This window comes from Actinoplanes oryzae, assembly GCF_030757795.1.
Classification (GTDB): Bacteria; Actinomycetota; Actinomycetes; order Mycobacteriales; family Micromonosporaceae; genus Actinoplanes.
The window spans coordinates 15,524-30,927 of record NZ_JAUQWH010000026.1 but is presented as its reverse complement, the minus strand read 5'-3'; the positions used below and the strand labels follow the sequence as shown (position 1 = coordinate 30,927).

The 15,404-nt window shown below is 72.5% G+C and carries 8 protein-coding genes; 4 read left to right on the top strand and 4 right to left on the bottom strand.

Features of this window, described 5'->3' with window-relative positions; all coding sequences use genetic code 11:
- Nucleotides 1-126: 126 nt before the first annotated feature.
- From RBH18_RS11830 to RBH18_RS11815, 4 genes are all read left to right on the top strand, one after another.
- Complete coding sequence (locus RBH18_RS11830; protein ID WP_306206863.1) at nt 127-3,336, top strand: BTAD domain-containing putative transcriptional regulator; 3,210 nt, start codon at nt 127-129, stop codon at nt 3,334-3,336.
- 156 nt (nt 3,337-3,492) lie between these two features.
- Nucleotides 3,493-4,674, top strand: coding sequence for an SGNH/GDSL hydrolase family protein (locus RBH18_RS11825; RefSeq protein ID WP_306206861.1), 1,182 nt, complete (start codon nt 3,493-3,495; stop codon nt 4,672-4,674).
- Between the two features lie 26 nt (nt 4,675-4,700).
- Nucleotides 4,701-6,242, top strand: a complete 1,542-nt coding sequence (locus tag RBH18_RS11820) for an FAD-dependent oxidoreductase (protein WP_306206859.1) — start codon at nt 4,701-4,703, stop codon at nt 6,240-6,242.
- Nucleotides 6,239-6,931 (top strand): DUF998 domain-containing protein, encoded by a 693-nt coding sequence (locus RBH18_RS11815; RefSeq protein WP_306206857.1) that lies wholly within the window; start codon nt 6,239-6,241, stop codon nt 6,929-6,931. The genes RBH18_RS11820 and RBH18_RS11815 overlap by 4 nt, the downstream gene beginning before the upstream one ends.
- Before the next feature lie 46 nt (nt 6,932-6,977).
- On the opposite strand, the gene RBH18_RS11810 is transcribed toward RBH18_RS11815, so the two are convergent.
- From RBH18_RS11810 to RBH18_RS11795, 4 genes are all read right to left on the bottom strand, one after another.
- Nucleotides 6,978-8,915: an ABC transporter ATP-binding protein gene (locus RBH18_RS11810; RefSeq protein ID WP_306206855.1), complete on the bottom strand. Its 1,938-nt coding sequence runs from the start codon at nt 8,913-8,915 to the stop codon at nt 6,978-6,980.
- Nucleotides 8,912-10,675, bottom strand: coding sequence for an ABC transporter ATP-binding protein (locus tag RBH18_RS11805; RefSeq protein ID WP_306206853.1), 1,764 nt, complete (start codon nt 10,673-10,675; stop codon nt 8,912-8,914). The genes RBH18_RS11810 and RBH18_RS11805 overlap by 4 nt, the downstream gene beginning before the upstream one ends.
- 34 nt (nt 10,676-10,709) lie before the next feature.
- Nucleotides 10,710-12,203, bottom strand: a complete 1,494-nt coding sequence (locus RBH18_RS11800; protein WP_306206851.1) for an alpha/beta hydrolase — start codon at nt 12,201-12,203, stop codon at nt 10,710-10,712.
- Between the two features lie 147 nt (nt 12,204-12,350).
- Entirely contained in the window at nt 12,351-15,395 is a 3,045-nt protein-coding gene (locus tag RBH18_RS11795) for a M14 family metallopeptidase (RefSeq protein ID WP_306206850.1), read from the bottom strand.
- Between the last annotated feature and the right edge of the window lie 9 nt (nt 15,396-15,404).

The window sequence follows — 15,404 nt, the reverse complement described above, 5'->3', positions numbered from 1 at the left end:
CTCGGATCGACGGCTTCGACGTGGATCCCGTCCGGCCGGAGCTAGGGTGCGGGGACAACCGGAGTTGCGCCCGCGGGCACACGACGGCGTGGTTCGCGCCGTGATCATCAGAGGGAAGGGGGTGCGATGCTGCGCGTCACCCTGCTCGGCGCTTTCCGGACCGCTCGCGGCGAGGCAACCGTCGCGGTTCCGGGTGCCAGGTTACGGGCGCTGGTCGTACGGCTGGCGCTGGCCGGTGGCCGATCCGTCGAGCAGGACGTGCTGGTGGACGCGATCTGGGCCGACGACCCACCGGCCGGCCCCGCCCATGCGCTGCAGTCCCTCGTCTCCCGGCTGCGCCGCATTCTCGGCTCGCCCGGCAGCGTCGAGCAGGCCGCCGGTGGCTACCTCCTGGACATCGACGCGGACGACGTCGACGCGCTGCGCTTCGAGCAGCTCGCCACGGCCGGCCGCGATCGCTTGCGCGCCGGTGACCCGATCACGGCGGCGGCCCTGCTGACCGAGGCGGTGACGTTGTGGGGCGCGTATCCGGGCGCGGAGCCGGCCGTCGTCGCCGGGGTGGCGCCCACAACCGCGATGCGGCTGGCGCACCTGTCGGTCGAGACGGTCGTCGATCTGGCCGGCGCCGAACTGGCCCTGGGTCAGCCCGCAGCGGCCGAGGCTCGCCTGGCTGCTCTGCTCACCGGGCAGCCCGTTCACGAGCGAGCGACCGGACTGCTCATGGACGCCCTCGCCGCACAGGGCCGCCAAGCCGAGGCCCTGGGCCGGTACGAGCGGCTCCGCGAGGCCCTTGCCGAGGACCTTGGCGCCGATCCGGGCACCGCCCTGCGAGACCGGCATGTGGATCTGCTGCGGACCCCCGCCGCCGCGGAGAGACCGAAACCGGGCAATCTGCCGACCCCGTTGACGAGCCTCATCGGACGTGACGCCGACCTCGAACGCATCGGAACATTGCTCGCCGCCGGGCGGCTGGTCACCGTGGTGGGCCCGGGTGGCGCCGGCAAGACCCGGCTCGCGGTCGAGGCCGCCCGGTACCACCGCCACGAGTATCACGACGGCGCGTGGATGATCGATCTGGCTTCGGTGACCGAGCCGGCCAAGGTCGCCGCCGCGGTGCTCGCGGCGATCGGGCTGCGCGGCGGCGCGCTCTTCGACGCGCGGAAAGACGGACGTAAACCCGCGGACGGCGACGAACTGGAGGTCCTGGTCGAGCAACTCGACGGCCGAGAGTGCCTGCTGTTGCTCGACAACTGCGAGCACCTGATCGAAGCGGTGGCGCTGCTGTGCGCGGCGCTGCTGTCGCGTAGCCCGGGGCTGCACGTGCTGACCACCAGCCGCGAGCCCCTCGCCGTCCACGGCGAAGCACTGGTGCCGCTGGGGCCACTCGCCCTGCCCGGCCCGGACGACGGCATCGAGCAGATCCTGCGCGCACCGTCGGTGCGGCTGTTCCGGGAGCGCGCAGCCGCCGTGCGCCCCGGCCTCGACCTGGAGGCCGCGCTGCCGGAGGTGCTGCGCCTGGTCCGCGGACTGGACGGGCTCCCGCTGGCCCTCGAGCTGGCGGCAGCCCGGTTGCGGACCCTGTCACTACCCGAACTGGCCGACGGGCTGTCGGACCGGTTCCGGCTGCTCTCCACCGGAAACCGGACCTCGCTGTCACGACACCGCACACTACGGTCGGTCATCGCCTGGAGCTGGGACCTGCTCAGCGACGAGGAGCGCACGGTCGCCGAGCGCGTCTCGATCCTGCCCGGCGGTGTCACCTCCGCCTGTGCCGTGGCGGTCTGCGCGGGCACCACGGTGCCGCCCGGCGACGTCCCCGAGCTGCTCGCAGGGCTGGTCGACCGGTCGCTGCTGCAGCTCGCGGCCGAACCGGGCCGTTACCGGATGCTCGAGACGATCCGCGAGTTCGGCACCCAGCGCCTGGCCGAGACCGGCCGGCTCGAGACCACCCGTGACCTGGCCGCGGCGTACCTCGCCGGGTTGCTCGCCGAGCACGACCCCCAGCTGCGCGGACCGGCCCAGCTGCGCGCGATCCACGTCATCCGCGCCGAGTACGACAACGCCCTGGCCGCCCTGCGCTGGCGATGCGACGCCGGCGACGCTTCCGGCGCCGTCGCCCTCGCGCTGAGTCTGACCTGGTTCTGGCAGCTGTTCGGGCGCAACCCGGAAGCGGCCTACTGGCTCGGTGAGGCACTCGCGGTACCCGGGGGCGAGCCGACGCCCGAACGCGCCTGCGCCGAAGCCGTGCTCCTGCTCAATCGCGCCGACACCCACGTCGAGCACAGCGCCGAGCAGGTCGTGGACGATCGCACCCGCATGCGTGAGGTCGCCGACCGGCTGCTCAGCTCCGCGCGGCTGCCGAGCCCCTACGCGGTCTTCGCCCCGGTACTGCTGACCTTCCTGCAGGAGGATCATGCCGCGTTGCTCGGGTTCGCCGAGCTGACCGACTCCGGTGACGCGTGGCTGACCGGACTCGCCCACCTGTTTCAGGCGCAGATCGCGGAGGGCGCGGGCGAACTCGGCCGCGCGCGGACCGAGGTGCAGGCGGCCCTGACGTGCTTCCGGGGCGTCGGCGACCGGTGGGGGCAGGCCGCCGCGCTACCCCTGCGATCCCAGCTCCGGCAGTACGACGATCTCGACGGGGCGCTGGCCGACCTGCGGGAGGCCCGATCCCTGGCCCGCGAGTTCGGTGCGCTCAGCATCGGCGACCAGATCGACAGCGATCTGCGCTGGATCCACCTGCACCTCCGCAAGGGCGACACCGCCCCCGCCATCGCCATGATCGAATCGGTGCGGCAACGGGCACTGCACACGAACTCGGCCGACCTGCAACTGCTGGTCAACGCCCGGGAGGCCGAGTCGTGGCTGCGGCTGGGCGACCCGGGTCGCGCCGCCCGCCTGCTCGACGAGACCGAACAGCCGGTACGTAGCGGCGCGGCCCACCCCGGCGACCACCTCCGGGCGCTGCTCGCCGGCCTGCGTGCCGCGCTGCTCGTCCGGGCTGGTGATCTCGCCGGGGCGCGGCAGGCGCTGGACCAGGCGTACGCGGCGGCGTGCCGGACCCAGGACCTGCCGATTCTGGCGGTCGTGGCGGTACACGCCGCCGAGCTCGCCGCAGCGTGCGGAAAGCCGCTCGAATCGGCTGTCCTGCTCGGCGCCGCGTCCCGGTTGCGCGGCACCCACGACAACACCGATCCCTGGATACGTGAACTCGCCGACCGCGGGCGCGCGACGCTGGGCGACGAAGCCTACGGGCGGGCGTACCGCCGGGGCTGGGGACTCGAGGCAAGCCAAGCGGCGGCGGCCGCGGCCGGCCCCGCCACCTTGATGGCCTGACTCTCCCCGATCTGACCGTGTGAGCCGGCGATCGCCGGTGTGCCAGCGCCGTGAGAGCGCCGTGTGAGCGGCATCCGTCAGCTTTGACACGCCGCCGCGGACAGCCCCGGCATCGGGCGGCTCCGCACACGACCTGACGTATCACGGAGGCACAGGGTGACTCAGACCACCGCCGCAACCACCCACGGATGGGTCCGGACCTGGAGCGCTGCGCCGCAGGCGCCGGACGCCGGGCTCGGGTCCCTGGACGACGTACCACCGTTCGCCGATGTGACCCTGCGACAGGTGGTGCGCCTCAGCGGCGGCGGAGCCCGCGTCCGCGTCCGCCTGACCAACGAATACGGCACCACCCCGCTGGCCATCGGCGCGGCGGCGATCGGCCTCGCAGCCGTCAGCGGCGCGATCGAGGCCGGCACCGCCCGCGTGCTGACCTTCGCCGGCCGGCCGGACGTCACCGTCCCGGCCGGGGCGCCGATCCTCAGCGACCCGATCGACCTGCCGCTGCCCGCGCTCACCACGCTGTCGATCAGCCTCTACCTGCCGGAACTGGTGCAGACCCGCACCTACCACGACTCGTCGCTGGAACCCGGCTGGATCATCGCGGGCAACGCCGTCGAGGCAGCCACCGTGCCCGAGAAGGCCGAGTCACTGCCGGCGCGGGCCCTGATCTCCGCCGTCGAGGTCGTTCCCGAGGCCCCGGCCACGTCCATCGTCGTCCTCAGCGACTCTCTCGCCGACGGCTTCGGCTCGACCCCGGGGGCGTATCAGACCTGGCCGGAGCTGCTGGCCGAACGCGGCTTCTACGTCTGCAACCAGGGCATCAGCGGCAACCGGATGCTCAACGACGGCCTCGGCACCGCCGGCCTGGCCCGCTTCGATCGCGACGTGCTGGCCACGCCCGGCCTCGGCCACGTCATCGTGTCGCTGGGCCACAACGACATCAGCATCGCCAACGCGCCGCGCGAGGACGAGGACCTGGCCGGGTTCCTGGCCATGTTCCCCGGAGACCCGGTGACCTCCGACGACGTCATCGCCGGTTACCGGCAGCTGATCGCCCGGGCGCGCGACCGCGGCGTGAAGATCTACGCCACCACGGTCACCCCCGACGAAGGCTCCGAGACACACACACCGGCGGGCGAGTCCGCACGTCAGGCGGTCAACGACTGGATCCGCACCAGCGGCGCCTTCGACGGCGTCATCGACTTCGACGCCGCCTGGCGCGACCCGGCCCACCCCGGCCGCATCCGCGACGACCTGCACGCCGGCGATCACCTGCATGGCAACGATGCCGGCTACCGGCTCCTCGCCGACGCCATCGATCCGTCGCTGTTCCACTGATCCACCGCTGACCGAGGGAGATTCTGATGCGTGATGTAGTGATCGTCGGCGGTGGCCCGGTCGGGCTGTTCCTCGCGTGCGAGCTCGGCCTGGCGGGCTGCTCAGTGACGGTGCTGGAACGAGAGGCACAGCCGCACTCGCCGTGGCGGACGTTCCCGCTCGGGCTGCGGGGACTGAACGCCGCCTCGGTCGAGGCGTTCCACCGCCGCGGGATGCTGGCGCGGTTGCTGGCCGCATCGGGCGGCCGTGACGAGGTGGGCGCCGATCCCGACGCGCCGCGGACTCCGGCGCCGCGTTCGGTGAACCACTTCGCCGGCATCATGCTCGACCCGGCGAAGGTCAGCCCGGCCACCCTGTCGCTGCGGCTGCCCGGGCCGGCCATGGACGGCATGCTGACCAGCCTGGACGCAGTCGAGTCGGTGCTCGCCCAGCGGGCGGCCGAACTGGGTGTCGACATCCGGCGCGGCATCGAGGCCACCGGCCTGACCCAGCATGACGAGCACGTGGTGGTGCGGGCCGGCGGGCAGGAATACCCGGCGCGCTGGGTGGTCGGCTGTGACGGCGGGCGCAGCACCGTACGCGGGCTGGCCGGGTTCGACTTCGCCGGCACCGAACCGCAGCTGACCGGCTACCTGTTCACCGGTGGCGTCGAGGGGCGGGACAAGCTGAGCCCCGGCTTCAACGTGACACCGAACGGCATGTACCTGCGAATGCCCGCCGGCGGCTACATCGGCATGATGGACTTCGACGGCGGCGCGTTCGACCGTTCCCAGCCCTTGACGCCGGACCATCTGCAAACCGTCCTGCGTCGCGTGTCCGGCGTCGAGGTCACCGTCGACGAGGTCGAGTTGGCCTCCAGCTTCACCGACCGGGCCATGCAGACCACCACCTACCGGCAGCATCGGGTGCTGCTGGCCGGCGACGCCGCGCACATCCACTCCCCGCTCGGCGGCCAAGGACTCAACCTCGGCATCGGCGATGCCCTGAACCTGGGCTGGAAACTCGCCGCAACCGTGCGCGGCACCGCCCCCGACGGCCTGCTGGACACCTATGCCGAGGAGCGGCACCCGATCGGCGCCCGGGTGCTGGACTGGTCCCGCGCCCAGGTGGCGGTCATGCGGCCGGACCAGTACGCACCGGCCCTGCAAACGCTGATGCGCGACCTGCTCGCCACCGCGGACGCCACCACGTATGTGTGGGAACGGACCTCAGGTGTCGCCAACCGCTACGACGTGGGCGACGAACACCCACTGACCGGCCGCAACGCCCCGGACTTCCGGCTCGGCGACGGCACCATGCTCGGCGACCTGCTGAACGACGGGCGAGGCGTCGTGCTCGATTTCACCGCCGACCGGCACCGACACGATGCGCTCGCCGGCTGGACCGACCGGATCCGGTACGTGACCGGCCCGGCCCGCAACGACCTCGGCTACACCGCCGTACTCGTGCGCCCCGACGGCGTCGTCGCCTGGTCGAGCGACCGGAACGCCGAGCACGACGGCCTCGACCAGGCCGCCCGGCGCTGGTTCGGCAACCCGCAGTCCGCACACGCCCGGAGGGCACCATGAGCCACGACATCGCCATCGCAGCCGGCGAAACACCGCGGGAAACCCTCGCCTCCCCGCGTCGCCGCACGGCGGGAACGGCACTCGTCGCGAGCGGGATCGTCTTTTTCCTCGCCGAGTTCATCGCCGCCTCGGCCTGGACCGACCCGCCCTACAGCTACACCTACCACTTCATCAGCGACCTCGGGGTCCACGGTCCCTCGACGGCCTTCGACCAGTACATGTACTCACCACTCGCCTGGGTGATGAACACCGGCTTCGTCACGTTCGGGGTCGCCGCTCTCGTCGGCGTGCTCCTGTTGAAGGGCCTGCGCGGCGCCCGCCGCTGGACGCTCACCGCCATGGCCGTGCTGCTGGCCGCCGGCGGTGTGCTGGTCGGCCTGTTTCCCGGATCAGGCGAAGCCATCGAGAACGGCACCGCCACCTACCACGGGCTCGGCGCCTTCGGCCTGTTCATCGGCGGCAACGTCCTGGCCATACTGCTCGGCCGCCGGCACCAGGCACTCGGACTGTCCCCCGGGACAGGCCGGATCTGCGTGGTGCTCGGCGCCCTCGGCCTGGTCTCCCTGGTGGCCTTCGGCGGCATCCTCGCCGCCGGGATCAGCGTGCTCATCGGCTTCTTCGAACGCGGCGCCGTCTACCTGTTCCTCGCCGCCTTCATCACCGCCGGATCCGCACTACGCCGGCGATAGTTCTCCTCGGTCACCTGAACACTCTGCCCGCGCCAGTGAGGCGGGGTCAGGAGGTGGCGGTCGGGGTGCTGGTGCTCGCCCAGGTCTCGAACATCGTGGCGTAGCGGCCGCCCGCGGCCAGGAGCTCGGCGTGGGTGCCGGTCTCGACGATCCGGTGGTCGTCGACGACGACGATGCGGTCGGCTCGCATGGCCGTGGAGAGGCGGTGGGCGACCAGGATGGCCGTGCGGCCTTCGAGGAGGCGGTCCAGGGCGGCCTCGACCCTGAGCTCGCTGCGGAGGTCCAGGCTGGAGGTGGCCTCGTCGAGGACGACCACGCGCGGCTCGGCGAGGAAGGCGCGGGCCAGGGCGAGCAGTTGCCGTTCCCCCGACGAGACGGACTGGCCTCGTTCGTGGAGGGGGGTCTGGAGGCCTTCCGGGGTGCGTTCGACGAGGTCGCGCAGGCCGACCGCGTCGACGGCGGCCCAGACTTCGGCGTCGGTGGCGGTGGGGCGGGCGAAGGCGATGTTGTCGCGCAGCGTGCCGGCGAAGAGGAAGGGCTCCTGGGGGACGACGCCGATCTGGCGGCGCAGCGACTCGAGGGTCACGTCGCGCAGGTCGTGGCCGTCGATGCGGATGTGGCCGGCCGTGGGGTCGTAGAGCCTGGTGACCAGCTTGGCGAGGGTGGACTTGCCGGCGCCGGTCGGGCCGACGCAGGCGATGGTCTCCCCCGCGGCGATGGTGAGGCTGACGTGCGCCAGGACGGGCCGGTCGGGAAGGTAGCCGAAGCTCACGTCGTCGAAGACCAGCGAACCCTCGACGCGGGGCAAGGCGACCGCGTCCGGGGACTCGGCGACCGAGGGCGGGGTGGCGAGCAGGCCGTTGAGCTTGCCGACCGCCGCGCGGGCCTGCTGGTACTGGGTGTAGAGCTGGACGAGCTGCTGGACCGGCTGGAAGAAGGCGTTGAGGTAGAGCACGAAGGCGGTCAGCTCGCCGATGGTGAGCGTGCCGCGCAGGACCATGCGGCCGCCGAGGAGGAGCAGCGCCGCCATGCCGAGCATGCCGATGACCGAGGAGCCGGGGCCGTAGAGGGCGTTGATGCGGCCGGTGAAGTCGTTGGCGTCCCGGTAGTCGCCGACGACCTCGCGGTGGCCGACGATGTTGCGTTCCTGGCGGTTGTGGGCGGTGACGACCCGGGCGCCGTTCAGGCTCTCGGAGAGGTCGGCGAACATGGTGGCGATGGCGTCGCGCTGCCGGTTGTAGCCGCGGTCGGCCGCCTTGCGATACCACAGCGACATGGCGGTGAGCGGCGGCACGACCAGCAGCAGCGTGACGAGGGCGAGCCCGGCGTTGTAGTGGAACAGGACCGCCGTGACCACGACCATGGTGAGGGCCTGGATGCCGAACTGGGCGAAGCCGTCGCCGATCAGGGTCTGCAGGCTCTCCACGTCGGAGGTCATCCGGGTCATGGTGACGCCGGCCTTCTCCTTGGTGTAATAGTCCAGCGACATGCGCTGCAGGTGCGCGAAGACGCGGATGCGCAGGTCCCGGGTGGCGGAGGAGGCGAGCCGCCCGCTCTGGCGCATGCGGACCGCGGTGGCCACGCCGGTGAGCAGCACCGCCGCGACGAAGGCGACCGTCGCGCCGATCAGGACGGGCAGGTTCCGGCCCCCGATGCCATGATCGATTCCTATCTGGACGAGCAACGGGCCGGCCTGCAGCAGCAAGGTCTCCACGAGCACGGCCACCACCGCGGCGACCAGCATGCCGGGGCGCCCGGCGACGAGCCGGGTGAAGGACACCCGGCCGCCCCGGTCGGCGACGGGGTCGAAGGCGACGTGCGGGTCGCCGTCGCCGGGCTCGGCGCGTTCGAGGCGGGCGACGCCCTCGGCCAGGTCCGCCGGGATGCCCGCGAAGGGCAGCCCGTTGCCGCTGCGGCCCGCCGCGCCCACCGTCGGCCTGCCGCCGGCGTTGAAGCCGCCGAAGCCACCACCGAACATGCTCATGCGACGGTGTCCAAGGACGCCGCCAGCACCTTCGCATAGCGGGGCTCCGACGCCAGCAGACCCGCATGTGTCCCGTCCGCCACGATCCGGCCTCCTTCCATCAGGACCACCCGCTCGGCCAGCCCGATCGTCGACAGCCGGTGCGCGACGATCAGCGTCGTGCGGCCCGCCATGCGCTCGCGCAGCGACTCGTGGATGGCCTGCTCGACGGTGACGTCGATCGCGCTGGTCGCGTCGTCGAGGACGAGGATCGGCGGGTTGACCAGCAGGGCCCGGGCGATGGCGATGCGCTGCCGCTGGCCGCCCGAGAGGGTGTAGCCGCGCTCGCCCACCACGGTGTCGTAGCCGTCGGGCAGCTCACGGACGAAGCCGTCGGCCCCGGCGGCCCGGGCGGCGTCCTCGACCTCGGCGCGGGTGGCGGACGGCCGCCCGTACGCGATGTTGTCGTGGATCGACAGCGAGAAGAGGAACGGCTCGTCCGGCACGATGCCGACCTGCCGGCGCAGCGCGTCGAGGCGCAGCGAGCGCACGTCGTGCCCGTCGAGGGTGACCCGGCCCTCGGTGACGTCGTAGAACCGGCCGAGCAGGCGGCCGAGCGTGGACTTGCCGCTGCCGGTCGCGCCGACCACGGCGACCGTCTCGCCGGGGCGCAGATGCAGGTCGAGGCCGTCGAGCGCGGGCGTGCCGTTCGGGTAGGAGAAGCGGACGCCCTCGAAGCGCACGTCGCCGGCGAGCGCGACGTCCACGGCGTCCGGGGCGTCGACCACGTCGCTGGGGGTGTCGAGGATCTCGTAGATGCGGCGGGCCGAGGCCGAGGCGCGCTGACCCATCATGATCATCATGCCGAGGAGGCGGAACGGCGGCTGCAGCATCAGCACGTAGGAGTTGAACGCCACGATCGTGCCGACGGTCGTGTGGCCGTCGAGGACCATGAGCCCGCCGATGAGCAGGACCAGGGCGAGGCCAAGCCGGGGCAAGTTGTCGAGCACCGGGTTCCAGCGGCTGCGGATCCGCGCGTCCTGCACGTACGCCCACCGGATGCGGTCGGCGGCCTCGCCCAGCGAGCGCAGCTGACGGCCCTCGGCGGCGAAGGCCTTGACGATGCGGACGCCCTGGATGTTCTCGTCGACGATGGTGGCGAGCCGGGCCAGCCGGGACTGGATGAGCCAGGAGACGGGGAAGACGGCCTTGCGCATGCCGACGCCGAGCAGCCCGATCAGCGGCATGGTGGCCATGGCGACCAGGGCCAGCGGGACGTTGATCGAGAGCATCAGCCCGAAGGCGGCCACGGCGATGAGGCACTGCACGAGGATCGACGGGCCGAAGGACAGGTACATCTGCACGGCCCGGATGTCGGAGCTGGACCGCGACATCAGCTCGCCGGACTGGACCCGGTCGAAGAAGCCGAACGGCATGCGGACCAGGTGGGCGTAGACGATGTTCCGCAGGTCGTACTCGATCTCGTACGCCGTACGCAGCAGGTAGAGCCGCGCCAGATAGTTGATGAGGCCCTGGAGCAGGGCGAGGCCGACGATGCCCCAGACATAGACGGACAGCGGGGCGGCGCGCTCCACCACGGCCTTGTCGATGCCGATGCGCAGCAGGTTGGGGATCTGCACCTGCACGATCAGCCCGGCGAAGGACAGCACCAGCGAGGTGATCAGCATGACCCGGTGCGCCTTGACCAGCGGCATGGCCCGGCGCAGCCAGGTCTTGCGGGAGTCGGGATCGATGGACGCCCTGGGTGCACGGCGACTCAAGGGCGACTCCTTCGGAACCAGGTGCTTAGCCTGGCTAACGATACCCCCGCCGGGCGGCGCCGACACCGCCAGCCGACGGTTCGACGCCGGGGCAGGACGTGCCGGCGGCCGGGGACACCACGGTCAGCAGGTAGCGATCCACCACGCCTCGCACGCAGGGCGTCCGGCCGTACGCGGTGTGGCCCCACCCCTCGTATGTGACCAAGGTCGCCACCGGCCCGAGCTGATCGGCGACCGAGCGGGCCCACGCGTACGGCGTCGCCGGGTCGTGCCGCGAGTTGAGCACCAGGATCGGGCCGGTGCGCGCCGGGCCCAGCGGCCGCTGGGGATTGTCGGTGGTCAGCGGGTCGCCGACGCAGCTGGCGATCGACGTCATGCCCAGCGGCGACACCGGCATCTGCGGGTACGCGCGGCTCAGCCGGGCGAGCCGCAGCCGTAGCCCGGCCCACCCGTCGGCGGGCCCGGCCCAGTCGTCGCAGAAGACCGCCGGAAAGCTGAACTCGGCCACGGTGACCGGGGCGGGAGCCCTCCGGGCCAGGGCTGTCGCCTCCCGCAGATAGACGCCGAAGGAGTGCCACTGCGGGTCGTAGAACGAGCCGAGGGCGACGCCGAGCAGCTCCTGCACGCCGAGCTTCGACGCCGGGTCGAACGGGTCGCGCAGCGTGCCGCGGCGGGCCCGGGACAGCAGCGCCGCCCAGAGGGCACGCACGTCCCGGCCGTGCACCGCGCACTGCGTACTCCGGTCGCACCAGGCCACGAACTCGTCGAAGGAGTCCTGCGCGGCCGCGGTCTCGTCGGCGAGGAAGGCGCCCGCGTTCCGGCTGTGGTCCATCACGCCGTCGAGGACCAGCGCGCGGACCCGCCGGGGATAGCGCTCCGCGTACTGGGCGCCGAGCAGGGTGCCGTAGGAGGCGCCGTAGAAGCTGACGGTCTGCTCGCCGAGCGCGGCGCGGAGGGCGTCCATGTCCTGGGCGACGCTCAGCGAGTCGGTGTGCCCGTAGAGCGGCCCGGTGCGCTTGGCGCAGTCCGCGGCGAGCCGGCGGTTGAACGCGACGTTGGTGGCGTACGACCGGGCGTTGGAGATCATCACGGACGGCCCGGCGGCGAGCAGCGCGGACGAGCAGACGACCGGGTTGCTGCGCGCCACCCCGCGCGGGTCGAAGCCGACGATGTCGAAGCGGCGGCGCACGGCGGCGCCGAACACGTAGGTGCTGTCCAGCGCGAAGTCGACGCCCGAGCCGCCCGGGCCGCCCGGATTGACGAGCAGCGCGCCGATGCGCGCCTTCGGGTCGGCCGCGGGACGCCGGGCCACGGCGACGCCGACCGCCGGGCCGTAGGGGTCCGACCAGTCCACGGGTACGCGCAGCGTGGCGCACTGTGCCGTCCTGTCCTCCGCGCACGGCTGCCACGTGAGCGACGAAGCGGGACGGGCCGCCGCGGCGGACCCCGGGGCGAGCGCCGTGGCCAGCGTGGTCACGACAGCCAGGAACGCGGCCCCCAGCGGCCGGCGGTGTGCTCGCACGCGCATGTCTCCGCCCCTCGAGGCACCCCCGGCCCCCGGAGGCCGGAGGTCCCGCACGCGACCGCGCCGCGCGCTCATGTCTCGGACGCATTGTCGTCGACGGAACGCGCGGCGCGGGGCACTCTTCGGCGGATTGGCGCCGAAAGAGCGGAATTACCGGAGCAGGTGTTTCAGGGAGCGGCGGACCAGATCGTCCCGGGCCGCCGGGGTGAGCGTCTCCAGGCCGAACCCGAGGTACACGGTGTCGGTGGTGGAGATGGCCGCGCCCATGTCGAACGCCGACTGGCTGCGCGCCCAGTCGGACGTGTTGCCCTGGGAGCCGGCGGGCGCCCCGGCGACGGTCCAGCCGCCGAGGTCGGTCTCGAAGCCGGTCTGCGCGGCCGTGGCCCCGCCCACCTCGACGCGCACGTCGTCGAGGAAGACGCCGAGGCCCTGCGTGCCCCAGTCGGACATGTACGTGATGGAGACCTCGACCTGCTTGCCCGCGTACGCGGACAGGTCGGCGTCGAACTGCTTCCAGCCGCCGCTGTTGCCGCTCGCCGCGTTCCAGGTGCCGGTCGTGCCGGTCGGCGAGCAGTCCGCGCCCTGGTAGTGGGCGAGGAACGGGTGCAGCTCGACCACCCCGCCGGCGCAGCTGTCACCGGTCGCCGTGGTGGTCAGGCCGCCGGCGTCGGGCAGCGTCGTCCAGGTGTCCGTGCCGGCCTCGTGCGCCTCGACGAACAGGTAGTCCCAGTTCGCCTCGGTGTCGAAGGACGTCGCGAACTTCAGGTGCCCGGCGGTCGCGCCGGTCAGGTCGACCGTGCGGGTGAGCCGCTTGTACGACGCGTCGGCCTGGCCGCTCCACAGGTACCAGCTGCCTTCGAACGGGTCGTACGGCTGCGCGCCCGGCAGCTGCCAGTCCAGTGCGCCCTTCGAGCTCGCGAACTGCGGGAACCGCGCCGGCGGCAGCGAGCTGGACGTGGCCAGGAACGCGGCCGTGTGCCCGGCGCCCGGTTGGGCCGTGAAGCCCTGGAACTTTCCGGCCGTACCAGTGACGGGGTAGGGGCTGCCGTCGGGTCCGGCGCCGCCGCCGTCGATGTACGAGTACGCCCCGAGGTAGTACTGCTCGAAGTCGTTCACCATCGGCAGGCACGCCGCGTCCGCCCGGTCGAGGCACTCCCCCGGGCCCTCGGGCTTGTAGGAGAACGTCCCGGCCGCGCCGCTCGCGGCCAGCCCGGCGTTCTTGCCGGCGTAGAGCAGCTTGCCGCCCTCGTTGAGGTAGTCGCGCACGGCGAGCTCGGTCTGGACAGCCACCCGGGCGGCCGTGCCGGCGGGCTGGCCGGTGACGCGCGGGATGACGTCGTCGCCGGTCTCCCAGACGACCGCCCGGTAGTGCGACAGCACGCCGAGCGGGTGCGGGGCCACGCCGCCGCGGGCGTCGATGTCGTACACGTCGGCGCGGTAGCCGGCCTTGCGCAGCGAGGCGACGTGCTCGTCGGCGTAGCGGGCGGTGACGGCGCCGTCGGTCGCGGCCGGGGAGACGCCGGTGACGTCCTCGGCGGCCAGCACCAGCACGTCGCCGCCGATCTTCGACGCCACGGTGTACGTGAAGGACGCGGAGGTCTTGCGGCCCGCGGTGAACCACACCTTCACCTTGTCGCCGGAGCGTTGCCTGGGCACGGTGCCCCGGACCTCGGCGAAGTACTTGTCCAGCTCACCGCCGTAGCGCTCGCCGCCCTTCCACTCCCGGGCCCGGACGGTCCGCGCGCGGGACCCGTTCACGGAGTAGTGCAGCGTCACCGGCCCCAGCTCCCGCTTCGCGGTGACTGCCACCTGCTGGCTGGTCCCGTACGAGAGGGTGAAGGGGTCGGTCCTGAGGTCCGGCGTCGTGCGCCCGACCGTGGAGACGGGGTCGGCGGGGTCCTTGGCCGACTGCGCGACCGAGAGCGCGAACGGGACGTTCTTGGCGAACTCCTGCTGGATGAGCTTCTCGTCGTCCGGGAACGTGAAGATGCTCTCGCACGCCGCGGGGTCCCACTGGTCGGCGGGGTCGAGCGCGGACGCCGTCTGGCAGGTGCTCATCTCGGGCGTGAAGCCGATGGTGCCGTACCGGACCTGGGCGTGGCCGTCGGTCTCGCCGTTGGTCGGGTAGAGCTCGGCGGACAGGTCGGGGTCGTAGCCGGGGACCGCGGGCTTCGCGTCGTCACCGGCCAGGGCCACGGCGATCTCGTCGTCGGGGCTCGGGGTGTCCACCTGCCAGCCGACGCCGTAGAGCAGCAGCTCGGCCGCCGAGTGATAGTTGATCATGAACTCGAAGCCGACCTTGCGGAACAGCCCGTCGAGCGCCTTGGTCTCCGGCTCGGAGGCGGGCTTGGGGCCGCGGTAGGTCTCGCTCGCCGGGTCGGACGACGAGCCCTCGTCGTCGTAGCCCCAGCGCTCGGGGAAGTTGCGGTTGATGTCCACGCCGTCGCCCGCGGTGATCTGGCCGTCGCCGTTGTTGTCCCGCAGGTTCTTGCGCCACTGCCGGTGGCCCTCGGTGAACGTGTAGTCGTAGCCGTCGACGTTGATGACCGGCAGGAACCACAGCTCGGTCGTGTCGACGAGCCGGGTGACCGTGGCGTCCTTGCCGTAGTTGTCGAGGAAGTAGTGCATCAGCCGGCGGGTCATCTCCGGCGTGATCCACTCGCGCGCGTGCTGCGTGCCGAGGTAGAGGACGGCCGGGCGGCGGCCGTCGGCGAGGCTGCGCGCGCCCTTGGTCACCTTGACGGCCTGGATCGGGACGCCGCGGGTGGACTTGCCGACGGTCTCCAGCTCGGCGATGCGCGGGTGGGCCGCGGCGGCCTGCGCGAGCTCGTCGCGGATGCCGCCGGCGGTGTTGTACGGACGGAAGACGGCCGGTGCGGCGGCCGCGCGCTTCCTCGCCGTGGCGGGCTTGGCGGCGAGGGGCACCCCGGCCGCGATCAACGACTCGGCCTGACGCGGGCCGAGGATGGTTTCGACGCTCAGCTTGCCGCCCCCGGCGTCGGTGACCGCCGCCTCGGCGGGGTCGATGCCGGCGGCGCGGAGTTTCTCGAACTGGGCCGCGTCCAGCGTGCCGGTGTACACGCCGAGCGTGTCGTCGGCAGGGGCCGCGGCGGCCGGCGCGATCCCGGGCAGGACGGCAGCGGCTGCCGTCACCAGGGAGAGCGCGCAGGCGGTCGCCCAGCGGGCTGGTCTCATCAGGGATCC

What these genes read in the sequence shown, in the direction of transcription:
- RBH18_RS11810 (WP_306206855.1), bottom strand. Translation starts at nt 8,915, where the DNA reads ATGAGCATGTTCGGTGGTGGCTTCGGCGGCTTCAACGCCGGCGGCAGG.
- RBH18_RS11820 (WP_306206859.1), top strand. Translation starts at nt 4,701, where the DNA reads ATGCGTGATGTAGTGATCGTCGGCGGTGGCCCGGTCGGGCTGTTCCTC.
- RBH18_RS11795 (WP_306206850.1), bottom strand. Translation starts at nt 15,395, where the DNA reads ATGAGACCAGCCCGCTGGGCGACCGCCTGCGCGCTCTCCCTGGTGACG.
- RBH18_RS11815 (WP_306206857.1), top strand. Translation starts at nt 6,239, where the DNA reads ATGAGCCACGACATCGCCATCGCAGCCGGCGAAACACCGCGGGAAACC.
- RBH18_RS11800 (WP_306206851.1), bottom strand. Translation starts at nt 12,203, where the DNA reads ATGCGCGTGCGAGCACACCGCCGGCCGCTGGGGGCCGCGTTCCTGGCT.
- RBH18_RS11830 (WP_306206863.1), top strand. Translation starts at nt 127, where the DNA reads ATGCTGCGCGTCACCCTGCTCGGCGCTTTCCGGACCGCTCGCGGCGAG.